18 protein-coding genes and 1 pseudogene are annotated in these 22,686 nt (G+C 70.2%); 12 read left to right on the top strand and 7 right to left on the bottom strand.

The genetic code is table 11. From position 1 onward, the window contains the following. Positions 1 to 286 precede the first annotated feature (286 nt). The 7 genes and pseudogenes from ACWCQ6_RS05605 to ACWCQ6_RS05575 all read left to right on the top strand — a co-directional run bounded on the left by ACWCQ6_RS05605 (position 287) and on the right by ACWCQ6_RS05575 (position 8,735). On the top strand, positions 287 to 1,087 hold the full coding sequence (locus ACWCQ6_RS05605; RefSeq protein WP_451085718.1) for a hypothetical protein: 801 nt from the start codon (positions 287 to 289) through the stop codon (positions 1,085 to 1,087). Between the two features lie 196 nt (positions 1,088 to 1,283). Continuing rightward, entirely contained in the window at positions 1,284 to 1,700 is a 417-nt protein-coding gene (locus ACWCQ6_RS05600; protein ID WP_451085716.1) for a hypothetical protein, read from the top strand. After that, on the top strand, positions 1,697 to 2,503 hold the full coding sequence (locus ACWCQ6_RS05595; RefSeq protein WP_451085714.1) for a caspase family protein: 807 nt from the start codon (positions 1,697 to 1,699) through the stop codon (positions 2,501 to 2,503). The genes ACWCQ6_RS05600 and ACWCQ6_RS05595 overlap by 4 nt, the downstream gene beginning before the upstream one ends. 137 nt (positions 2,504 to 2,640) lie before the next feature. Next, positions 2,641 to 5,466: a DEAD/DEAH box helicase gene (locus ACWCQ6_RS05590; RefSeq protein WP_451085712.1), complete on the top strand. Its 2,826-nt coding sequence runs from the start codon at positions 2,641 to 2,643 to the stop codon at positions 5,464 to 5,466. A gap of 59 nt (positions 5,467 to 5,525) precedes the next feature. Continuing rightward, positions 5,526 to 6,482, top strand: coding sequence for a DUF2397 family protein (locus ACWCQ6_RS05585; protein WP_451085905.1), 957 nt, complete (start codon positions 5,526 to 5,528; stop codon positions 6,480 to 6,482). After that, positions 6,479 to 7,816 (top strand): TIGR02678 family protein, encoded by a 1,338-nt coding sequence (locus tag ACWCQ6_RS05580; RefSeq protein ID WP_451085710.1) that lies wholly within the window; start codon positions 6,479 to 6,481, stop codon positions 7,814 to 7,816. The genes ACWCQ6_RS05585 and ACWCQ6_RS05580 overlap by 4 nt, the downstream gene beginning before the upstream one ends. Next, positions 7,702 to 8,735 (top strand): annotated as a pseudogene (locus tag ACWCQ6_RS05575) (DUF2399 domain-containing protein). The gene ACWCQ6_RS05580 and the pseudogene ACWCQ6_RS05575 overlap by 115 nt, the downstream one beginning before the upstream one ends. 445 nt (positions 8,736 to 9,180) lie before the next feature. Here the strand turns inward: ACWCQ6_RS05575 and ACWCQ6_RS05570 are convergent. Then, a complete protein-coding gene (locus tag ACWCQ6_RS05570) occupies positions 9,181 to 11,391 on the bottom strand; it encodes a HelD family protein (protein WP_451085903.1) in 2,211 nt (736 codons plus the stop codon). 238 nt (positions 11,392 to 11,629) lie between these two features. Between ACWCQ6_RS05570 and ACWCQ6_RS05565 the strand changes: the two genes are divergently transcribed. Further along, positions 11,630 to 11,845, top strand: coding sequence for a hypothetical protein (locus ACWCQ6_RS05565; RefSeq protein ID WP_451085708.1), 216 nt, complete (start codon positions 11,630 to 11,632; stop codon positions 11,843 to 11,845). Between the two features lie 685 nt (positions 11,846 to 12,530). Continuing rightward, positions 12,531 to 13,337 (top strand): SGNH/GDSL hydrolase family protein, encoded by an 807-nt coding sequence (locus tag ACWCQ6_RS05560; protein WP_451085706.1) that lies wholly within the window; start codon positions 12,531 to 12,533, stop codon positions 13,335 to 13,337. Positions 13,338 to 13,539: 202 nt separating this feature from the next. On the opposite strand, the gene ACWCQ6_RS05555 is transcribed toward ACWCQ6_RS05560, so the two are convergent. Next, positions 13,540 to 13,929, bottom strand: a complete 390-nt coding sequence (locus tag ACWCQ6_RS05555; RefSeq protein WP_451085704.1) for a nuclear transport factor 2 family protein — start codon at positions 13,927 to 13,929, stop codon at positions 13,540 to 13,542. Between the two features lie 40 nt (positions 13,930 to 13,969). Next, on the bottom strand, positions 13,970 to 14,806 hold the full coding sequence (locus ACWCQ6_RS05550; protein ID WP_451085702.1) for a class I SAM-dependent methyltransferase: 837 nt from the start codon (positions 14,804 to 14,806) through the stop codon (positions 13,970 to 13,972). Between the two features lie 70 nt (positions 14,807 to 14,876). Between ACWCQ6_RS05550 and ACWCQ6_RS05545 the strand changes: the two genes are divergently transcribed. Continuing rightward, positions 14,877 to 16,751, top strand: coding sequence for a S9 family peptidase (locus ACWCQ6_RS05545; protein WP_451085700.1), 1,875 nt, complete (start codon positions 14,877 to 14,879; stop codon positions 16,749 to 16,751). Between the two features lie 107 nt (positions 16,752 to 16,858). After that, positions 16,859 to 17,743 (top strand): SURF1 family protein, encoded by an 885-nt coding sequence (locus ACWCQ6_RS05540; RefSeq protein WP_451085698.1) that lies wholly within the window; start codon positions 16,859 to 16,861, stop codon positions 17,741 to 17,743. Between the two features lie 133 nt (positions 17,744 to 17,876). On the opposite strand, the gene ACWCQ6_RS05535 is transcribed toward ACWCQ6_RS05540, so the two are convergent. After that, positions 17,877 to 19,121 (bottom strand): hypothetical protein, encoded by a 1,245-nt coding sequence (locus ACWCQ6_RS05535; RefSeq protein ID WP_451085696.1) that lies wholly within the window; start codon positions 19,119 to 19,121, stop codon positions 17,877 to 17,879. Between the two features lie 39 nt (positions 19,122 to 19,160). Between ACWCQ6_RS05535 and ACWCQ6_RS05530 the strand changes: the two genes are divergently transcribed. Then, positions 19,161 to 19,364 (top strand): hypothetical protein, encoded by a 204-nt coding sequence (locus tag ACWCQ6_RS05530; RefSeq protein WP_451085694.1) that lies wholly within the window; start codon positions 19,161 to 19,163, stop codon positions 19,362 to 19,364. Here the strand turns inward: ACWCQ6_RS05530 and ACWCQ6_RS05525 are convergent. The 3 genes from ACWCQ6_RS05525 to ACWCQ6_RS05515 all read right to left on the bottom strand — a co-directional run bounded on the left by ACWCQ6_RS05525 (position 19,310) and on the right by ACWCQ6_RS05515 (position 22,575). Beyond that, positions 19,310 to 19,885 carry a SigE family RNA polymerase sigma factor gene (locus tag ACWCQ6_RS05525; RefSeq protein ID WP_148840622.1) on the bottom strand — a complete coding sequence of 192 codons (576 nt, stop codon included), beginning with the start codon at positions 19,883 to 19,885 and terminating at the stop codon, positions 19,310 to 19,312. The genes ACWCQ6_RS05530 and ACWCQ6_RS05525 overlap by 55 nt on opposite strands. A 357-nt stretch (positions 19,886 to 20,242) precedes the next feature. Continuing rightward, on the bottom strand, positions 20,243 to 21,307 hold the full coding sequence (locus ACWCQ6_RS05520) for an aspartate-semialdehyde dehydrogenase (RefSeq protein ID WP_451085691.1): 1,065 nt from the start codon (positions 21,305 to 21,307) through the stop codon (positions 20,243 to 20,245). Next, positions 21,304 to 22,575 carry an aspartate kinase gene (locus ACWCQ6_RS05515; RefSeq protein ID WP_451085689.1) on the bottom strand — a complete coding sequence of 424 codons (1,272 nt, stop codon included), beginning with the start codon at positions 22,573 to 22,575 and terminating at the stop codon, positions 21,304 to 21,306. The genes ACWCQ6_RS05520 and ACWCQ6_RS05515 overlap by 4 nt, the downstream gene beginning before the upstream one ends. Positions 22,576 to 22,686: the final 111 nt, after the last annotated feature.

The raw sequence follows: 22,686 nt of genomic DNA, 5'->3' as shown, positions 1-22,686 counted from the left end.
GGGCCTGTGGCTTCCCCGTGTGACGGGCGCGTCCATCGTGGCAGACGGCACCCTGGAGGCAAACGTACACGCAGCACCGAACCCGCACAACTATCATTATGTTTACATCGTCAACGCATTGACCATGGTAGCGTGCTGCCATCGAGCTCTTCCGCCCTGGAAAGCGCAAGGGGCCGAGGCAGCAGCGCGTCCGGACGAGAGCGGGCGAAGGTGTGCTGCCCCGGACCGGCGAAGGTGCTGGATAGGCCGGGCAAGCAGATCATCGCAGCCGAAACGGAGACACGACATGGGCGATCTGGCCAACACGGTGGCGAAACTCGAAGAAGAGGCAGCGAACGGCCGCGAGCTGCGGAAGATCGTGGAACGGCTCGACACGGAGATGTCCTTCCGCATGGAAACGATCGAGGAGGTCGGCGGGGAGCTCCTCGAACTCCACGGATCTCTCGACGACCAGATCGCCGAGCACGACTACATGGCCGTCGAACAATCCGCCGCGTCCGTGCGAGGGCTCGTGGACGTGGAGACCGTCCTCCCCGCAATCGACACCGTGCTTCTTCTCACCGCGCTGCGCGACGACGGGGCCATGCCTGAGCTCACCCTGCCTCTCGCGTCCTTCGCCGACGATGACTCCTGGGACCACCCTCGGCTCACGCAGGGAGACCTGGACCGCGCCTTCGAGGCCGCGCTGGTCAGTGCTGATCAGCAATGGCAGAAGATCTGGGCTGATCACATCTGGGCCGACGGGGGCGAGCGGGATTCACACAGGGCGGAGCACCGGGCCGAGGCCGAGAAGGAAGCGATCAAGGACCGGGCCGCACGAGCCGGAGCCCACCTCATGGCTCTCGTCGACCACATCGGCGAGGCGCTGTGGCCCGAGGTCGTGGAGGCCGTGGAATTCGGCGACCGAGAGCGTGCCATCCGGGCACTGGCTGCCGCATCTTCCGCGGCGCGGGAGACTGAGGCCGCGTACAAGCTGTACGAGGTCAATCTGTCGATCCAGTTCGAAACGTCGCCGGAGTCGATGGGCGCCATGGGCGAGTTCCTGAGCGGCGCACAGGACTGGTTGCTGTCGCAGAAGCCCGGGTGATGGAGCTGACGGCGCTCCCGTCCTCATGCCTGTCGGGATCCAGCCGGTCGGCGGGTCGGACACCGTTCCTCCGAAGCTCGGAGGTGGCCGGATGCCGTCACTCCCAGTCAGCCTCGGTTGTCCCTGACGAAGGCCCGCATGCCAAAGTCGCTGGACAGACGCAGCAAGCACATACGCGAAACGCAAGGAGCAGCACATGCGCGATGGGGGATCGCCGTGGACACTCACCGTGCCCACAGGCGGCGACACACTCCGGCAGGAACGCCTCACCCTGGATCTCCACGAAACCCTGCACAGGGCGGACGGTCTCGTCATCGGCTTCCATGACGCCGGCGGGCCCACCGAACCGGGCCGCAAGGGGACGGGCGTGGGTGAGGTGGCTCTCTGGGCCGCCACTACCGCCGCCGTCGCCCGCCCGGCATCCCAGGTCCTGATCACCCTGATCAAGGAGTGGTGCGCCAAGGAGCGGCACCGCAAGGTCGTGGTCACCATCGGAGACGACTCCGTCGAGATCACCGGGCGTCCGGACGCCGCACAGGAGCGCATGGTCCGGGAGTTCCGGGACCGGGTCGTCGGCGACAACGGTCCCGAACCGGATGACGGCGCAGCGTGACCCGCCTCCACAAGCGCCGGGCTCTCCTGATCGGCAACGAGCACTACGACGACGGCCGCTTCTCGCCGCTGGCTTCCGTACGGGCGGACGTATGGGGACTCGCCCAGGTCCTGAAGCACCGCAACATCGGCAACTTCGTCTCCGTCCAGACCGAGTCCGATCTCACCGCCGACGACATGCGGGCGGTCATCGGGGAGTTTCTTCAGGAGCGCGACGAGGACGAACTCGCGCTCGTGTACGTCTCCGGGCACGGTGTGCGCACCGTACGCGACGGCGGCGAGTTCCACTTCGTCGCCAAGGACACCGACTCCGACCGGATGGCCGCGACCGGAGTCAGCGCCGGGTTCCTCAACGACGCGCTGGAGGAGTGCGTCGCGCCGCAGAAGATCGTGATGATCGACTGCTGCCGCAGCGGCGGATTCGCCATGGGCCTGCGCACATCGGACCGACGACCCGAGAGCTCTGTGTCCAAGTCCGGCGAGCAGCCCCCGCTGACCAGCAGGGGCGTGTACGTCCTGTCGTCCTCGCGGGCCGGGGAGGACTCTTACGCGGACGCGGGCGGCGGCGATGACGTGAAGCCGTCGGCGTTCACCGGCGAGGTCATCGAGGCGCTGCGCACGGGGAAGGTCAGCAAGGACGGCGGCAGCGCGGTAACGGCCAGTGACCTGTTCCACTACGTCAACCGGCGCATGCGTGCCCTGGACGGCGGGCGTCAGGTGCCGGTGCAGTCCACACACGGCGTCGACGACCGCATCGTCATCGCGGACAGCCCCTTCGGCCGGGCCCCATCCTCGATCCTCTGAGCTCCTGGCCCCGGGCCGCCGCCGGAGAAGCGGCACAACCGCGTGCCGCGAAATCCGCTCACGCGCAGCCCGCCTGGGCCAACCTGCTGGACTACTACCGCGAGTGCGTCCTGGCCGAGAGCGCCGAGACACCTCTGATGGACGTGAGCCATCAGGACACATCGTACGTGTGCCTGGACGGCGCGGAGAGGTTCGTCTCCGGCGAGGTCGACGACGACGGCTGCGTCGCGCTCCCCAAAGAAGCGGCACCGCTGGTGGATTCAGCGGCCGAGGAGGACGCCGAGCTCTGGGCGGGATACCCGGCCGTGGTCCTCACCGGGCCTCGCACCGGACGCCCCTGGCGGCAGCCGAAGTTCGCGCCTCTGCTGGTACGCCGGGTCGAGATCGTCCAGGACGAGGGCGAGGTGCGGCTGAAACCGTACGGCCCGGTCCAGCCGCATCCTCAGCTGGCGCACGACTGGCTGGGCGAAGACGAGGCGAACCAGCTCATCGACACGTTTCAGCCGTCCTGGCATCGAGGACAGCACGACCGTATGGCAGTGGAGGTACGGAACCTCCTCACGCAGGAGTTCGAGCTACCGTGCGTACAGGAGCTCCGTCCCGACCAGCTCGCCGACCGCATCGATGTCCGCACACCCAGCCACGGAGCCCGCAACACCGCGGTCCTGTTCGCGGCGCGCCCCCAGACAGGCTTCACGAAGAACCTCCTCAAAGACATCGCCGGCATCGCCGAGCGGACGGACCAGATCGGGAAGACCGCCCTCGGGGCCCTCGCGCCCGACACCTCGCAGCGCGCCCGGTCCCTCGCCCACACGGACCCCGAACCGGTGCGCCTCGTGACGCCGCTGCCCTGCAACGAGGCCCAGACGGCGGTTCTCCGGTCCGCCATGACCCGCCGCCTCACCGTGGCCACCGGCCCGCCCGGCACCGGCAAGAGCCAGTTGGTCGCCAATCTCGTGGCCACGGCGATCGCGGCGGGCCAGACCGTACTGGTCGCGTCCACCAACAACGATGCCGTGGACGAGGTCTGGCGCCGCTGCGACGAGCTGATGCCCGGCAGCGTCGTCCGCACCGGTTCGGCGCGGAAGAAGAACGGCAAGAGCAACGCAGAGCACGAGGCCGCCGCGCTGCACGCGCTGCGCACCGGCCCGGAGCCGTCCACCACCGTGGCCACGGCGTCCATGGCGACCGCGCTGGCCACCGACCGCCTGGCAGAAGTACGGCAGCGTCTGGCCGACATCGCGGAGACCGAGCTGCGGCTTCGCCAGGCAGGCGAAGCCCGCGCCCACCACGCGGGACAGTTCGGGATCACCGTCACCGAACTCCAGGACCTGCTCGGTGGCCCGCCCCGGCCGAGGGAGCTGGAGGACAAGGCACGCCGTCTCTCCCGCGCGCGTTTCCTCGGATCGTGGCGCCGGGCCCGTTTCCTGCGCAAGGCCGGTCTGGAAGGGTACGCCGGTGATCCCGCCGCGGGCTGCCTCGCGCTCGCCGGCTTCGCCTCGGCCGAGGCGGAATGGCGTGACGGGCGCGAGCACGCGGCCACCGTTGACGACACAGCGCTCACGCGTGCCCTCCGCGATGCGGAGAGCACCGTCCAGGACGCTTCACGCACGCTCCTCGCCACCACGGTCCAAGCCGCCGCCTGGACCGGACGCCGCCGCATCCTGGACCTGTTGACGGCTCGGGACGGCAAACGCGGCGACTGGCCTCAGTTGGGAAGGGTCCTCGGGCGCTCGGGAACCTCGATGGACGCGCCAGCAGTGGCCGGATGGGCAGTCACCAGCCTCTCCGCCCGGCGTTTCCCTCCGGACCCGGCCCTGTTCGATCTCGTCGTCGTCGACGAGGCCAGCCAGTGCGCCATCCCCCACGTCCTGCCGCTGCTGTTCCGCGCGCGACGCGCCCTGGTCATCGGCGACCCCATGCAGCTTACGCACATCACGCAGACCAGCCCGCACCGCGAGGCTCTCATCCGGCGCGGGAACGGGCTGCGGTCCGTCTGGCTGGAGAAGCACCACCTCGCCTACCGGCGCCACTCCGCCTTCCACGCGGCCGAGCAGTCCACGGGCGGCACATTGCTTCTCGACGAGCACTTCCGCTGTCATCCGCGCATCGCCGCGATCTCCAACGAACTCTTCTACGACGGTGGGCTGACCGTTCTCACCGACACCCGTGGCCGTCCCGCTCTGGCCCGCCGCCCCGCCGTCATCTGGACGGATGTGACCGGGCGGGCCGCCCACCCTCCGTTCGGTGGCTCCTGGGTCAACGAGGACGAGATCCGCAAAGTGCACGACAGCGTCCGCTATCTGCTGGAACAGCTCCCGCCCGAGGCCACAATCGGCGTTGTCACTCCCTTCACGGCGCAGGCCGAAACGCTGCGCAAGCGGCTGCGTCCGTACGACGAGGAGCGTCTGCGCATCGGTACGGTGCATACCTTCCAGGGCGGCGAACGCGACGTCATGGTGTTCTCCCTCGTCGCCGGCGAAGGCATGCATCCGGGCGCCGTCGAGTGGGTCAGTGGACAGCTGAACCTGTGGAACGTCGCCATCACCCGGGCACGCAGTCACCTCATCGTGGTGGGGGACAAAAAGCTCTGGCGACAGCGGGGAGGCGTGGGCGCCGCGCTGCTGGGGGCTGCGGAGCGGGACGGCGTAGCCCCGGGAGGCGGAGACGAGGACGTGCTGCTCAAAAGCCTGTACCGGACCCTCTCCCGCTCGAAGGAAGCCACCATCACGCTGGGCAAGACCGTTCACGGGCATCCTGCGGACGCCGTGGTGCGTGGCGTCGGCGGGGCAGCTCCCCAAGCCGTGCTACTCGATCGAGGAGTGGAAGAGGACGGCGACGCGGCACGCCACCTCCGGCTCATGCTGCATCGCCGGAACCTGCTGGGCGGTGGTGACGGCGGAGCCGAAGCGGCGCGTTGGCCGGCCTGGCGGCTGTACGACACCGTCGTGCAGCAGGAGTGACTTCTGTCCCTGCGAGGCCTCCCCACTCCGTACGCCCGGCTCCAGCGTGACCTGGGCAGCTGGACGCTCACGCGCAGGGGCTCGCCGGGCTGCCGGCGCAGAGCAAGGGCCGTACGGAGACCCGCGTGCAGCGCAGCCGGGGTCGCGAGCTCGCGGACTGGGAGGGGCTGCGGGGTTGGTTCAGGAACACCGACGGGCAAGGCAGCCAGGTCGACCAGCTGCGCGACGCCACCCGGCGGGCCCTTCAGTCGCTGCTGGCCAACGCCAAGCGGATGCTGCGCTCGGCCACCGGCGAAATGTCGCGGCGCCGGGACCTGTTGCGGCTGGCCCGGTGGTTCGACGAGGCCGCGCCGCAGGATGCGCACGACATCGCCGTCGCCGCCTTCGGGCTGTACGGCGCACGCCATCTGGGCATACCGCCCGCCGCCGACGAGGTGGTGCCCGCCTACACCAGCTGGTGGATGGGACCTGTGGTGGAGGTGCCGGTCGCGTTGCGCGAGAGGGGAAGCCGCGCCCAGCGAGGCCGGACGGCATCAGTGGAGGACCATTCCGCGCAGAAGGAACGGCTGCGGGTGGCGGCACGCCAACAGGCCGCGGACAGAAGCGCTGCGGCGGACAAGCTGTGCAGCGCGTCCGCCCGCTTCGACGGCATACGGCTCACTTCGGCGGCGCTCAGCCTGCTCCTGGAACTGCTGGCAACGGCGCTCGGGAACGCGCAGCTCAGGCGACGATCCGACGCGGACGGGCAGGAGGAGCGGAGCTTCGGGCTGGACGCGGCGCGGAGCGAAGACGCCGATCTGGGCGTCCGGCCCACCGCGCACCGTACGGCGGGTGCGCGCACGCTTCTCCGCTCGGCCGACGGGGATCTGCTGCTGGACGACCTGGGGCTGGTCGTCCACAGGACGGCCGGTACGGCGAATGGTGGCGCCGACGAAACCGAGCCGACCAGGAGCGAAGCACCTCCCACTCGGTCACGCGGCGCGCACCCCAACGGGGCGGAGATGAGCGTGTCATGACGCTTCCCTCCGCCCACGACGTGGCTCTGACCACCGAACGCCGCACCGCGGCAAGGCTGTTGCTCGCCCACCCGCTGGTCACGTCCGACGGCCCGCACGCCGACCTCTTTCCGCTGGTCCGCAGGCACGCCGACTGGCTGGGCGGCCGGTTCCAGCAAGTGCTCGGCTACCACCTCCTGGTCGACAGCTCCTACGCCCGGCTGTTCAAGGCCGGGCTCGGAGCCCGGTCGGGGCACCGGCTCGTACGGTCCACCGGCACACCCTTCACACCGCGCACCTACGCCTGTCTGGCTCTGGCCCTGTCGGTGCTGGTCACCGCGCCGGAGCAGTTGCTGTTGTCGCAGCTCGTCGACGACATCCGGGCCGCGGCGGCCGACGCGGACGTCGAGCTGGAGGAGACCGGACGGGCGGCCGGGAAACGGACGCTGGTCGCGGCTCTGCGGCAGCTCGACGAGTGGGGCGTCCTGATCGAGACCCACGGCCACGTGGGCGTCATCGCCCAGGAGGGCGACGGAGAAGCGCTGATCACGGTCGACCGGGAACTCGCCCACGTAATCGTGGCCGGACCGCTCGCCCAGTCGCGGAACGGTGTCGACCTGGTCCGGCGGGCGGCGGACCCGGGGCTCGGAGGGCCGCGTACCTACGTGCGCCGGATGCTTGTCGAGACCCCTGTCGTCCATCTCGACGAACTGACCGACACCGAACGCGACTGGCTCCACACGCGCCAGCGCAGGGAGGCCCAGGCGTTCCTCGAACTCTTGGGCCTGGAGACGGAGATCCGCGCCGAGGGGGTGGCCTTGGTCGACCCTGAGGAGGAGCTGACCGATCTCCACCTGCCCGGGACGGGGACCTTCGCCCAGGCCGCGTTGCTGCTGGTGGAACGACTGGTGGAGCGGCTCCGCCCGGCCGAGCCCGGACGTCCCGCGACCGGAGGTGTTCTCGTCGTCGGGGTCGCCGTTCCGGACGGTGTGGTGGATGAGCTTCTGGCCGAGCTGGTCGCCGAGTACGGGCAGCGCAGTAACTGGCAGCGCGGTTACCTCGAAGACCCCGATGCCCTGCGTGAAGCCGGGCTGGACCTGCTCTCCCGTATGCGCTTGATGGCCCCTGCCGGCCCGCTTCGATCCGAGGGTGAGGGGCTGCCGGAGGAGTACGCCGGAGAGCTGCCGGAAGGCCGCCAGGTCACCGACGTCCGTGCGGCCAGGCCCAGCGGCGGCGAGGGCTGGGTCCTGCTCGCCTCGGCAGCCCGATACGCCACCCGCGTCACCGTGCGGACAGCCGGCGAGCGGCCCGCGAGGAGAACGCCGCACAGCGACAGCACGTCTGGGCATCGCTAGCCGCGTCGCTCGCTGCCTCCCCGCTTGCCGGGCAGGAGTGGACAACACGGTGGTCGGATGTGCTGCGCCGCGCCGGTGTCCCGAAAGGCGTGACACCGGAAGCAGCAGCACGGACGCTTCAGCAAGCGGTCCAGGTACTCACCGTGCTGCTCGATCCAAAACGCACTGGCACACGGGGCCGCGGCGAGCTGGCCGCGTCGGCAACGGGTTCGACGCACGGTCTGGACGACGGCACCTGGCTCGCCCGCCTCGTCCAGCGCGGCATCGCCCTGGCCTACGGCACGGACCTTCCCGGCGACGCGGCCGGCCGGCGGGCGCTGTGGCGGCTGGTCTCGGTCACGCCGGACGAAGTCTCCAGCACCGTGCTGACGTACGGCCTCCGGCCCCTCGGCGAGGACTGGCGTGCGAGGTCACTGCGGGAGCGGGCCGATCACCGTGCTGAGACCCACCTGACATCCCGGGACCTGCTCGACGTGCGGCTTCACCTGCCCGCCGGAACCGTCGTCCACATCTGCGAGAACCCACGTTTGGTGGAGGCCGCAGCGGACGCGGGCTGTTCGCAAGCCCTGGTCTGCACCTCCGGCAGCGCCGCGACGGTGGTCCTCACCCTTCTCGACAACCTCGCCTCCGTCGGCTGCCACTTCGCTTACCACGGGGACTTCGACTGGCCGGGCATCGCTCTGGTGAACCGGATCATGCGCCGTTACGGAGCCCAGCCGTGGCGCACGGGTGCCGAAGATTACGAGCACCTGGCCACTCGCGCCAGGCCGAGGGAATCCCTCAGCTGCCGCTGGTCGGTCAATCCGTCAGCGCGGTCTGGGACGCGGGTCTCGCCCCTGCCATGGCAGCGCTCGGGGTGGCGCTCCATGAGGAGGCGACGCTTGACCTGCTGCTGGACGATCTGTGGGGTCCCCGGTAGGGGGACAAGGTGCCCTACCTGGCTCGGTCCCGCTCGCGCTGCCGATTCCTGGGAGCCATCTGGGAGCCAACCCGCTCCTCCAGCCCCTCCCAGACCACCCGAGGCCACCCGATCCCAACCCTCTGACCAGGCAAAACACCAAACTAACTGGCCCCGCCCCCGTCTCACCCTCGTTCGGGACGAAGAGGTCGTGGGTTCAAATCCCGCCACCCCGACAGTGAAGTACCAGGTCAGGGGCCTGATCTGCTTAGCGGGTCGGGCCCCTGAGTGGTTTCCCGGACCTCCTCGGGAGCCGTTTGGAAGCCGGCTTCGAGATTCGGCCGGCGCCCTCTGCACCAGCAGGCCGGCCGATTCCTTCACCTCCGCAGGCGGCGGCGCCGGAGCCGCGAACGCCGGTGGCGAAGTGGCGCAGATGACGCCCGAGGCGCTGCGCAACCTGCGGGCCTCAGCGCAGCGGCTCGGGCAGTTCTTCCCGGTGGACGATGCCCAGGCGCTGTGTCGCCCGGGTGAGCGCCACGTACAGGTCGCTGGTCCCGAACCGCCCCGGCTCCACGACCAGGACGTGGTCGAATTCGAGCCCCTTGGCCTCACGCGGGCCGAGCAGCACCACGGTACGGGTGAGGTCGGGTTCGGCACCGGCCGTGACTCCGTCGAGCGCGGATGCGATCTCCTCGTGCAGGGCGTGCGGCGCGATCACCGCGAGGCGCCCCTGCTCGGGCGTCATCTCCGCGACCGCCCTCGCCACCGTGCCCGCCAGATCCGCCCCGGCGTCCCGTGTCCACGGCGTCCGGCCGGTGGACCGTACCGACCCGGGCGGTTCGAACGAGGGGTCCTCGGCGCGTACGACGCCGGCCGCCAGCTCCATGATCTCCGCAGGCGTACGGTAGTTGACCCCCAGCCGCACGTGCTCGAAGCGGTCGCCGACGTACGGCTCCAGGATCCTTTCCCACGAGCCGACGCCCGCCTCCTCGGAGGTCTGCGCCGGATCGCCGACCAGGGTCATCGATCGCGTCGGTGACCGGCGCATCAGCAACCGCCATGCCATCGGCGACAGTTCCTGTGCCTCGTCGACGATGATGTGCCCGAACGCCCACGTCCGGTCGGCGGCGGCCCGCTCGGCCGCGCTCCGGTGGTCGGCCTCCTCGTGCCGCTCGGCCATCCGTTCGGCGTCGATGACATCGTGGGCGGCCAGGACCTCGGACTCCTCGTCCTCGAACTCGTACGTCCGCGAGCCCCGGGACAGGTCCAGGACACCCTGCGCATAGGCGACCCGCCGTAGTCGCTCGGCCTCGGCGGCGGCGCGCTCGGCGCTGTCGTCCGAGCCGAGCAGTTCGGCCGCCTCGTCGAGGAGCGGCACGTCGGCCGGGGTCCACTCCCGGTCTCCGGGACCGCGTCGGATGGCCTCGGCGTCCTCCTCCGGCAGGTACACCGGCTCGGCCAGATAGTCGGCGAGGAAGTCCTCGGGGGTGAGCACCGGCCACAGCCCACCGACGGCGGCGTGCACCTCCTCGCTCGCGGCGACCCCCTTGCCGAGCTGGGCGATGTCGTCCGGGCCGAGGAAGTTGGGGCCGCCGTACGGATCCGCGCCGATGCGTTCGGTGAGCTGAGCGGTGAGGGCGTCGATGACGTGGAACGCGAAGTACGGACGGGCCAGGTTGTGCGGCAGACGGGTCTCGCGAGCGGCCTGCCGCGCCTCGTAGGCGGTCTCCCGGTCCAGGACGAGGTCCCCGTCGTCGTGCGGGATGACCAACGGGGCGCCGGGCTCGGGCAGCCCCTGCCGGTCGCGTACGGCGAGGGCGAGTGCCTCGGCCATTCCCGCGCCGCCCTTGACGGCTGCCGCGCGGGGGGTGTCGGTGCCGCGGGCGTGGACACCGGGGAAGAGCTCGGCCTGCGTGGCGAGCATGACCCCGGTCTCGCCGAGGGCGGGCAGCACCTCGCCGATGTAGCGGAGGAAGGCCGGATTCGGGCCCACGACCAGGACCGCGCGCTTGGCCAGCAGCTCACGGTGCTCGTACAGCAGGAAGGCCGCGCGGTGCAGGGCGACCGCCGTCTTGCCCGTGCCGGGGCCGCCCTCGACGACGAGGACGCCGCGGTGCGGGGCGCGGATGATGCGGTCCTGCTCCGCCTGGATGGTCCGCACGATGTCGCCCATGCGGCCGGTGCGGGCGGCGCCGAGCGCGGCAAGCAGCACGGCATCGCCGCTCGGGTCCTCGAAGCCGCTGCGTTCACGGTCCCCGAGATCGAGGATCTCGTCGTGCAGTTCGGTGACCGTGCGGCCATCGGTGGTGATGTGCCTGCGCCTGCGCAGCCCCATGGGCGTATGTCCGGTAGCGAGATAGAAGGGCCGGGCGACCGGTGCCCGCCAGTCGATCAGAAGGGGCGTGTGTTCCGTGTCGTCCTCGCGAATTCCGATGCGGCCGATATGGTGCGCCGCACCGTCATTGAGATCGATTCGGCCGAAGCACAGTGAGCCGTCCACCGCGTTCAGGGCTGCCAGCAGACCGGAACGTTCGGCAACGAGCACATCGCGTTCGAGGCGGGCCTGCAGCCCGTTCCCCACTGGGGTCAGCGCGTCCTCGACGTGCTGCGCGGTGACCCCGCGCAGCGTGTCGACGCGGCCGTAGAGCCGGTCGATGAATTGCTGCTCCTTCTGCAATTCGACGTTTTCGCGAGTTGACAAAATCACTCCCTGCCGGATATGGTGATTCTTGTTGGCCCCCATTGAGGGGCCTTTTTCATGACACACAGAACCACACAATATACGCCGGGAAATCCCCGTTCCGCAATTGCGGAACGGGGATTTCCTGTGCTTATGGCGCGGCCCGCGGGCACCATGAGGCCCGGACACCGAGGGTCGTACGCTCCACGGCGAGACAGGCCGGCTCATCCGCTCGATGCCCGCCACGGCCGTCCACAGCGGCAAGGAGTGCGGCGAGGTACCGCTCGACACCGATCCGGCCTCCGCCTCCCTCGAACTCCACTGCCCGACCGAAGGCCTGGCCCTGGAACTCGGCTCCGCCCCAGACGCCGACGCCTCCGCCGCCGTTCTCGGCCTTGTCGCGGCGCGCGTCCGGGCCGCCATTCCCGGCCGGTGCCGCCAGTACGAGTGATCTGCTGCCGGATCCGGACCCGGGGGAGTCGCACCAGGCACTCACCACCCGGAATGCACCTTTCGCACCTACATGCGAGTCTGGTGATGGCCCATCGTCCGAGATCCGCAACAGGAGGCACGATCGTGGGCAAGAAGCAGAGTCGGCAGAACCGCGGTGCCCGCACCGGCGGCCACGAACGCAGCGCTGCTCCGGAAGCGAAGGAGCAGACGCGGCCAACGGCTGCCCCGGACACGGTGCGCGCGATCTCAGAACAGGTCTCCCACCGGAAGCAGCGGAGGTTCGGCCACAACTGATCCTCTTAGAACCACGACAACCGCCCTCTGCGGCGGCATCCCCCTTGGGGACAGCCGCCGCAGAGGGCGGTTTTTTTGTGTTGCGGACACCCGCTGAGGGGGCGCCAGGGGGCGGGCGGGGTGCCGAGCCGATCCGTCCACCGGATCCCGTAGCTCCGCATACCCGTTGAGCGGACGCGCGCCGCCGTGCCGAACTCCCGCCGACAGAGCGCCCATTCGGGGCGCTCCCGGAGGTATGTCTACGCGCGGAACCACAACGCCCGAACGATCATTCGGGCATATCAGACCAGTTCTTCCGCAGCTATTACCGGCCGGTACCCGTAGCTGCTAGAAACGTGGCGCTCAATCAACCCCCCACCCACCCCCCACACTTCGGAGGGCTGACAGCCATGTCAGTACGGAGATTCTGGGCGTCCGCATCCACTCTGGTCCTCGCCGCCGTGGCCGCGCTGGGCGTTGCCCAGCCGGCCTCGGCGAACTCCTCGGCCGCCGCCGGTGGGTACGTCGCCCTCGGCGACTCGTACTCCTCCGGCGTCGGTGCGGGGAGCTACCTGTCCGACAGCGGCGAGTGCCGCCGGAGCACCAAGGCCTACCCCTACCTCTGGGCGGCCTCGAACTCGCCTTCTTCCTTTGCCTTCGTGGCCTGTTCCGGTGCCACGACCAGTTCGGTGGCCGGCACCCAGTTGGGGGCGTTGAACTCGTCCACCGGCCTGGTCAGCGTCACCGCGGGCGGCAACGACGTCGGGTTCGCCGATGTCATGCAGGACTGCGTGCTGTCCGGCGAGGCCACCTGCCTCAGCAGCGTCGGCTCGGCCGTCTCACAGATCCAGAACTCGCTCCCGGCCGGACTGAGTTCGCTCTACGGAGCCATCCGGTCGCGGGCCCCGCAGGCCCATGTCGTGGTGCTGGGCTACCCCCGCTTCTACCAGCTGAGCGGCAGCTGCATCGCCGGGCTCTCGGAGAAGGAGCGGTCGGCCATCAACAATGCGTCCGACGTGCTGAACGGAGTCATCGCCAAGCAGGCGGCCGACGCCGGATTCACGTTCTCCAGCGTGGTCGACGAGTTCACCGGGCACGAGCTGTGCTCCGGCAGCGCGTGGCTCCACAGCGTGTCGTTGCCGATCTACAACTCGTACCACCCCAAGGCCGCCGGTCAGTCCGGTGGATACCTTCCGGCCCTCCGCTCGGCCGCGTAGGACGCGGACGACGGAGGTGCAGCGGTGCGGCGGGCCGCCGGGGGTCTCCCGGAGGCCCGCCGCACCGCTGTCACGATTGGGGGCGGTTGCTGTGGCGCCCAGGTGGTGCAGCATCAGAGATCCGGGAACGGGTCCTCGCGGTGCGGGCGGGCGTCGGGCAGCGGGTCGGCGTCTGCTCGGGAGGGAAGCCGGCCGTCGGGCGTCAGTACCGCTCGGCGAGATGCCCCCGCCCCGCCGGGGGTTCGTACGGCTCCGGCCAGAAGTCGGTGATCCCGCTGATCCGCCCCGTCGCGTCGAACACGAAGAAATGAACGGCGGGCAGCTCCTCGGCGCCGACCGTGAAGCGTGTACGAATGGCTGCCTGCCGCCCCTGGCCGTCGGCCACCACCCGCTCGACGCGGACGCGCCAGTCCCCCGGGTGCTCCCGGTTGAACCGCAGATACCGCTCCTTGCCGCGAATGCGCTCGCGGGTCTGCGGCAGGTCGTACAACACCTCGTCGGCCAGCGTCGCGGCGAAGGCGTCCCAGTCGCGGGCGTCGGCCGCGCTCCAGTACGTCTCCACCACGGCGCGCAGATCGCCAGTCGTCGTCATGGTCGGAGTCTGGCCTCCGCCACTGACAGTCGGCCCTTGTTCAGGAATCGGCCGCCCGCGACGCCTTGATGGAGTACATCAGCGGGATGCGCGGCCGGTCGGTGGGGAAGCGGTAGGAACCGTCGCCCTGTCGTTCCAGATCCGAGAAACGGGCGAAGAGCGAGATGTCGTGCTCGTGCAGGAACTCGATCCGCAGCCCGGCGGCGGCGAGCGCCGACACCACCTCGCCGATCGGGTGCTGCCATTCGACGCTGCGGTTGTGGACGGTGGGCGCGTCGAAGTCCGCGTACGTGCCGGGCGTCTCGTCCACCCAGGCGTCGCGGCTGAAGTAGTCGTGCTCGACCTTCGTCCCGGTGGAGTCGTCGAGGCAGTCCGTTATCGGGTGGAACTCCGCGAGGTAGAGGAAGCCGCCGGGCGCCACGAGCGATGCGGCGGTCTCGGCCCAGCGGCGGGTGTCGGGCAGCCAGTTCAGCGCGCCGATGCCGGTGTAGACGATGTCGTACGACGAGTCGGGGACGGCCTCCGCGGCGTCGTGGACATCGGCCGCGACGAACACTGCCCGGTCCTGGCCGAACCCGAGCTCGCGGGCCAGTGCGCGCGCGGTCTCGACGGCCGGCTCGGAGAAGTCCAGACCGACGACCTGTGCGGCGCCGTGCCGGGCCCAGGAGAGGGTGTCGACCCCGATGTGACACTGCAGATGCAGCAACGACTTCCCCGTCACGTCCCCGACCTCGGCGAGCTCGAAGTCGCGCAGGGCGTCCTTGCCGGCGCGGAAGGAGTCGAGGTCGTAGAAGTCGCTCATGGTGTGGATGGGGACCCGCTCGTCCCAGTGCGCGCGGTTCGCCTCGTGCCAGTCGGCAGGTGTCGGTGCATGCATGTCGGGAGGTTATCCACAGGCTGAGGACGAAGCGAACGAATTGTCGGCGTTCCGACGCAGAATGGAGGGCATGACTGAGATCACTGGCTCGACGCCTGCCCCTTCCGACCAGGCCCCCGCCTACGTGCCGGCGTGGGAGCAGCGCTTCCGGGCGCCGCGGGTGTCGTTGCCCGACTGGGCGGAGGACGCACCCGAACGCGCTCTGTTCGTCTCCAACGCGACGGGGACGCACGAGCTGTACACCTGGGACCGTGCCACCGGAGAGCAGCGCCAGGTGACCGACCGGCCGAACGGCACGACGGACGGGGCGCTGACACCCGACGGGGAGTCGGTCTGGTGGTTCAGCGACACCGATGGCGACGAGTTCGGGGTGTGGATGCGCCGGCCGTTCCACGCCGGCAGGGCCGGGGAGCCGGACACACCGGTGGACGAACCGGCGACGCCCGGACTCGGCCCCGCGTACCCGGCCGGGCTCGCGATCGGGCGGGACGGCACGGCGGTGGTCGGCCGCTCCACCGACGAGGACGGGACGACGATCCATGTCGTACGGCCCGGAGCGGAGCCCGTGGAGATCTACCGCCACCGCGAGTCGGCCGGCGTCGGCGACCTCAGCCATGACGGGACGCTGATCGCCCTGGAGCACACCGAGCACGGAGACGCGATGCACTCCGCGCTGCGCGTGGTGCGCCCGGACGGGACGACGGTCGCCGAGCTGGACGACACCGAGGGCGGTACGAAGGAGCTGGGCCTGTCCGTGCTGGGCTTCGCCCCCGTCGCCGGGGACACGAGGCTCCTGGTCGGGCACCAGCGGCGGGGCCGCTGGGAGCCGATGATCTGGGATCCGACGACGGGCGAGGAGACGGACCTCGCGATCGATCTGCCCGGCGATGTGGTCGCCGAGTGGTATCCGGATGCCTCCGCGCTGCTGGTCGTGCACGCCTTCGAGGCCCGCAGCGACCTGTGGCGGTGCGAGCCGGAGGCGGGCTGCGCCCCCGTCCGGGTGGAGACCCCCGCGGGTTCGGTGTCGGATGCCACAGCCCGGCCGGACGGCACGGTGGAGTACCTGTGGTCCTCGGCCGCGCAGCCGCCCGTCATCCGGTCCACCTCGGGTGCGGTGGTGCTCGATCCGCCCGGCGCGAAGGCCCCGGCGTCCGTGCCGGTGGAGGACGTGTGGGTGGACGGGCCCGGCGGCCGTGTCCATGCGCTCGTGCAGCGGCCCGCCGCCCCTGCCGAGGGCCCGTTCCCCACGATCTTCGAGATCCACGGCGGCCCGACCTGGCACGACAGCGACACCTTCGCCTCCGGCCCTGCCGCCTGGGTGGACCACGGCTACGCGGTCGTCCGGGTCAACTATCGCGGCTCCACCGGATACGGCCGCGCCTGGACGGACGCGCTCAAGCACCGGGTCGGCCTGATCGAGCTGGAGGACATCGCCGCGGTGCGGGAGTGGGCGGTGAAGTCCGGCCTCGCGGACCCGGAGCGGCTGGTGCTGGCCGGCGGCTCCTGGGGCGGCTATCTGACCCTGCTCGGCCTCGGTACGCAGCCGGACGACTGGGCCCTCGGCCTGGCGGCGGTCCCGGTCGCCGACTACGCCACGGCGTACCACGACGAGATGGAGGACCTGAAGGCGATGGACCGCACGCTGCTGGGCGGCACGCCGGAGGAGGTTCCCGAGCGCTTCGAGGCGTCGTCCCCGCTGACGTACGTCGACGCGGTCCGGGCGCCGGTCTACATCTCGGCGGGCGTCAACGATCCGCGCTGCCCGATCCGCCAAGTGGAGAACTACGTCGACCGGCTGAAGAAGCGGGACGCGGTGCACGAGGTGTACCGGTACGACGCGGGACACGGTTCGCTCGTCGTGGAGGAACGGATCAAGCAGGTCCGACTGGAGCTGGACTTCGCCCGGCGCCACCTGCCCCCTCAGCCGGACCCGAGCGGAGCGTAGCGGACGGGCGGACGGGGCGTGTGTCCCCTGCCGCACAAGGCCGGGGACACGGCTCTCGGTCGGTACCCCGCTCCGGGCGACCGGAGCGGGGACCGTACCGTGGAGGGGTGTACCGGTTCCTGCTGACCCCGCGATGGTGGGGGATCAACCTCTTCGTCGTGCTGGCCATCCCGTTCTGCGTGTTCATGGGCACCTGGCAGCTCGGCCGCTTCGAGGACCGCGTGCAGACGCACGAGGCCGCCGAGAAGCAGCCCGCCCCGGGCTCCAGGCCCGCCAAGCCGATCGACGAGCTGCTGCCCGTCGACACGGTGACCTCCGGCCGCCCCGCCACCGCCACCGGTCGGTACGCCGACCAGTTCCTGGTGCCCGGACGAAAGTTGGACGACAAGAGCGGCTTCTACGTCCTGAACATGCTCCGTACGGACAGCGGCAAGGCACTGCCGGTGGTGCGTGGCTGGCTGCCCGGCGAGCCCGGCAGCACCGCCGTGCCCCCCGCGCCGACCGGTGAGGTCACGGTGACCGGCGACCTCCAGGCGTCCGAGAACGCCGGCACCGCGGGCGTCGACACGGCAGGCGGGCTCCCCGACGGCCAGCTCGGCATGATCAGCGCCGCGTCCCTGGTCAACCTCGTCCCGTACGACGTCTACGACGCATGGGTGACGCTCCAGGACACGGGCGCCGAAACCGGCGGGGACAAGGCGGCCGACGCGCTGCGTCCTGTCCCGGCCACCCAGGCGCAGGGCACCGGGCTCGATCTGAAGGCCTTCCAGAACCTCGGCTACACCGGCGAGTGGTTCGTCTTCGCCGGGTTCGTGCTCTTCATGTGGTTCCGGCTGGTCCGCCGTGAGGCCGAAGCGGCACGCGATCTGCAACTGGGCCTCGTCGCGGAGGCGGAAGAGGAAGCAACGCCGGAAGCGGAGGCCAAGTCCGGGCCGGAAGCCGAGTCCGGGCCGGAGTCCGGCAAGGACGCCGTGGGCACCGGAGCAGTCTGAGACACACGCAGACGCAGAGACATACGCAGGCACCGGCGCAGGCAGAGACACACGCGAGGGGCCCGCTGATCGATTGTCGATCGGCGGGCCCCTCGCCCTTCATGCGTCGTACGGCTTCATACGTCGTACCGCCTCACGTCGCGGGAGCGAGCACCCCGGTCCGGTAGATCGTGCCCGAGCAGGCGTTGGCGATCTTCGCCTCCGCGACCGGTGCCCCGGCCTCCGGCGTGTGCGTCACGGCGACGCTGCCGTCCTGCGTCCCGCCGCCGTCCTCGCTGCCGAACTGCGTGTCCACCGCCGTCGTCCCGTCACCGCTTCCCGAACCGGGGCCGGCAGTCGTGCCACCGCTCGCACCGCCCGCGTCGTCGGTCGGTGTCGGGCTCGGTGAGCCTCCGACGGTCGGGCAGGTGTCCTTCGGCACCCAGGCGAACTTCACCTCGTACGCCATCGACGGCTTCAGCAGCACCGTCCCCTGTTCCTGCGAAGGGTCGGGCAGCCCGACCGCCGCGTCACCCGCAGTGTGCTGGACAACCGTGATCCTGGCCGGGTCGGCCGCGCCCATCGCCTGGAAGCCCACGCTTCCGCCACCGCTCAGCGAGCAGACCGTGCTGGAGACATTGGCGATCCGGAAGGTTCCGTACACCGTGCCATCGGCACCGGCCGCACCGGTCTCGGCCGAGGCGACACCGAGCTGCTGCGGCTCGCAGGTCGGCATGGAGACCATCGCGGGGCCGCTCGGATCGGCGCCCCCTCCCGACAGGTGTCCGTCCCCGTCCTGGCCACGGCTGTCGGAGGGGCTGCTTGTGCTCGTGGGCCGGTTCCGGTCGCCATCGGCCTGCCCGTCGGCGTCGCCGCCGCTGTTCTTGCCGCCGGACTGCGAGCCGGTGTCCGTGCCGTTGCCACCCTGCGCCTGCTCGCCGTGGCCGGCCATCTCGGGGTTGGCGGTGCTCGAACCCTCGGAGTTCGCGACATGGACGAAGGCGGGCACCGCGGTGCCGATGAGCAGCGCCGCGGCCGCCAGACCGACGACGGCCTGCCGCCGCTTGGCGCGCCGGAGGGGAACCGCGCGCTGCAGACGGTCGAGCGTGCCGTCGCTGGGCTCGATGTGCTGGACGGCTCCGCGCAGCATGCGGCGCAGCGCGACCTCGTCGAGGTCCGCACCGCCACCGGCTCCCGGTCCGCCGTGCGGGCCCGCATCCGGGCCCGAGCGCGGACCCGAGCCGAAGAGACTGCTCAGACTGCCGAGCGCGGCGGTCTCGGCCGCCCCGGCAGATTCAGCAGTCCCATCAGCCCCGTCGACCCCAGCAGCCCTGGTGCCGGCGGCCTCCGCGTCCGCGTCCCCGCTCGTCCGCGAGGCGTTCTCCGGCCCGTGGTTCACAATTCCGTTTCCAGTCCGGTCAATCCGACGCTCACGCCGATGCTCACGTTCGGAGCCGTGCCCACGTTCTTCGGAGCCGTGCTCGCGTTCATCGAAGCCGTGCCCGCGTTCGCCAGGACCCTGCCCGCGTTCATCGGGACCCTGCCCGCGTTCATCGGGGCCGTTCTCGTACTCGCGGTCGCGCCGGCTCATCCCTGGGCCTCCATCACGACGCGCAGCGCCGCGATCCCGCGGGAGCCGTAGGCCTTGACCGAGCCCAGGGATATCCCCAGCGTCTCGGCCACCTGGACCTCGGTCATGTCCGCGAAGTAGCGCAGCACCAGCACCTCCCGCTGGCGCCGTTGCAGCCCCCGCATCGCCTTGATCAGCGCGTCCCGTTCCAGCTGGTCGTACGCACCCTCCTCCGCGCTCGCCATGTCCGGCATGGGTTTGGAGAGCAGCTTCAGCCCGAGGATGCGGCGGCGCAACGCGGAACGCGAGAGGTTGACGACGGTCTGGCGCAGATACGCGAGTGTCTTCTCCGGGTCCCGTACGCGGTTGCGGGCCGAGTGGACCCGGATGAACGCCTCCTGCACCACGTCCTCACAGGAGGCCGTGTCGTCCAGGAGGAGAGCCGCGAGACCGAGCAGCGAACGGTAGTGGGCCCGATAGGTCTCGGTGAGATGGTCGACGGTGGTTCCGGCAGCCACGCTCTCCTCAGCGCCCTCGCGCTGCGAGGGCAGCCGTGCGGGACGTGCAGCGGGCATGGGCGCAATCACCGGCATACCGCCGGGTGCGCGGGGCCGTCGGAGCGGACGCACCGAAGCGCCGCGCAAGGGGCCCACCACTGTGATTTCGAGAACCTCTGCCACGCCAGTTGGACACGTTTCCCCCCGTCAGGGTTGTACGCGCGCGGCACCACGTTCGGCGCTGTGCGACATGCCCTCATACGTACCTGCTCTTCCCCGAATACCCCGAATGTGCGCCCCGCCGCGCCAGAGGTGACGGCTAAGACGCGCACTCCCGGGCCAGTGGTTGCAGCAGGCCGAAAGTCATCGTCGGCTACCCGACACCCCAGCTCAAGAGGTTGAGACGTTCAACTTGCTCACAGAGTATTCACAGACAGTACAAAACAGGTTCGATCAGGACCGGGGGAATTCCGCGGCCACCGACTCGGCGATCTGCGCCACGTTCAACGCCGCCCCCTTGCGGAGGTTGTCGCCGCATACGAACAGCTCCAGACCCCGCGGATCGTCCAGTGACCTGCGCACCCGCCCGACCCAGGTCGGATCGGTGCCGACGACGTCGGACGGTGTCGGGAAGTCCCCCGCCGCCGGGTTGTCGTACAGCACCACACCCGGTGCCGTCGCCAGAATCTCATGAGCCCGGTCGACCGCGATCTCGTTCTCGAACCGGGCGTGCACGGACATCGAGTGCGTCGCGACGACGGGCACGTACACACATGTCGCCGCGACCCGCAGGCCCGGCAGGTCCAGGACCTTGCGGCACTCCTCGCGGATCGCCAGCTCCTCCGACGACCAGCCGTCCCCGGCCTCGGTCCCGGCCCAGGGCACCACATTGAGGGCGACCGGAGCCGCGAACGGGCTGCCTTCCGTGTCCCCCAGGGCCCTGCGCACGTCCCCCGGCTTCGTGCCCAGCTCCGTACCGGCGACCATCGACAGCTGTTCGCGCAGCACCGCGACGCCGTCCCGGCCGGCCCCGCTCACCGCCTGGTACGAGGAGACGACCAGTTCCCGTACGCCGTATTCGGCGTGCAGCGCACCGACCGCGACGATCAGCGCGAGCGTCGTGCAGCTCGGGCTCGCGACGATGCCGCGTGGCCTGATCCGTACGGCATGCGGATTGATCTCGGGCACGACCAGCGGAACGTCCGCGTCCAGCCGGAACGCGGCGGAGTCGTCGATGACGACGGTGCCCTTGGCGGCGGCGATCGGCGCCCACTGCGCGGAGACCTCGTCGGGCACCAGGAACAGCGCCACGTCCACGTCGTCGAAGACGTCCTCGGTGAGTTCGAGTACCTCGCTCTCCTCGCCGCGCACGACCAGCTTGCGGCCGGCCGAGCGCGGTGAGGCGATCAGCTTCACCTCGCCCCAGACATCCGCGTGCTGCGAAAGGATCTGGAGCATGACACCGCCGATCGCCCCGGTCGCTCCGACGACCGCGAGCGACGGACGGCGCGCGGTCATCGGCCGGTGCCCCCGTAGACGACGGCCTCGTCGGAGTCGCTGTCCAGGCCGAAGGCGGTGTGCACGGCGCGCACGGCCTCGATGACGTCGTCGGCGCGGGTGACCACCGAGATGCGGATCTCGGACGTCGAGATCAGCTCGATGTTCACACCGGCGTCCGACAGCGCCTCGAAGAAGGCCGCCGTGACCCCCGGGTTGGTCTTCATGCCGGCGCCGACCAGGGAGATCTTCGCGATCTGGTCGTCATAGCGCAGCGACTCGAAGCCGATGGTGCCGCGGTTGCGCTCCAGGGCGTCGATGGCCTTGCGGCCCTCGGCCTTCGGCAGCGTGAACGAGATGTCGGTCAGGCCGGTCGACGCGGCGGAGACGTTCTGCACCACCATGTCGATGTTGATCTCCGCGTTCGCGATGGTGCGGAAGATCGCGGCGGCCTCGCCCGGCTTGTCGGGCACTCCGACGACGGTGATCTTGGCCTCGGAGACGTCATGGGCGACTCCGGAGATGATCGCGTGCTCCACCTTCTGGTCCCCTTGCGGCTCGTTGCTGACCCAGGTTCCGCGCAGTCCGGAGAAGGACGAGCGGACATGGATCGGGATGTTGTAACGGCGTGCGTACTCCACGCACCGGTGCAGCAGCACCTTGGAACCGGACGCGGCCAGCTCCAGCATGTCCTCGAAGGAGATCCAGTCGATCTTCCGGGCCTTCGTCACGACCCGCGGGTCGGCGGTGAAGACGCCGTCGACATCGGTGTAGATCTCGCAGACCTCGGCGTCCAGCGCGGCCGCGAGCGCGACGGCGGTGGTGTCGGACCCGCCACGGCCGAGGGTGGTGATGTCCTTCTTGTCCTGGGACACACCCTGGAACCCCGCGACGATCGCGATGTTCCCCTCGTCCAGCGCCGTACGGATACGGCCCGGCGTCACATCGATGATGCGCGCTTTGTTGTGGACCGAGTCGGTGATGACGCCCGCCTGGCTGCCGGTGAAGGACTGGGCCTCGTGGCCCAGGTTTTTGATCGCCATCGCCAGCAGGGCCATGGAGATCCGCTCTCCGGCTGTCAGCAGCATGTCGAACTCACGCCCGGCAGGGATCGGGGATACCTGCTCGGCGAGATCGATCAACTCGTCCGTCGTGTCGCCCATCGCTGACACCACGACAACCACCTGGTTGCCGTTCTTCTTGGCATCGACGATTCGCTTGGCGACGCGCTTGATGCCCTCGGCATCGGCTACGGAGGAGCCTCCGTACTTCTGCACGACAAGGCCCACGTGCGCTCCTCGCTCAGTCCATTACTGCGGTCGACTCAGTTTAACGAGCAGTCCGAAAACGCCCCGCTGATACCACATGGTGAGATATCCCGCTCAGCACGTGATCATCGG

Source organism: Streptomyces sp. NPDC001880 (genome assembly GCF_053594575.1).
Note: the sequence above shows the minus strand (reverse complement) of the source record. Positions and strands in the feature narration are given on the sequence as shown.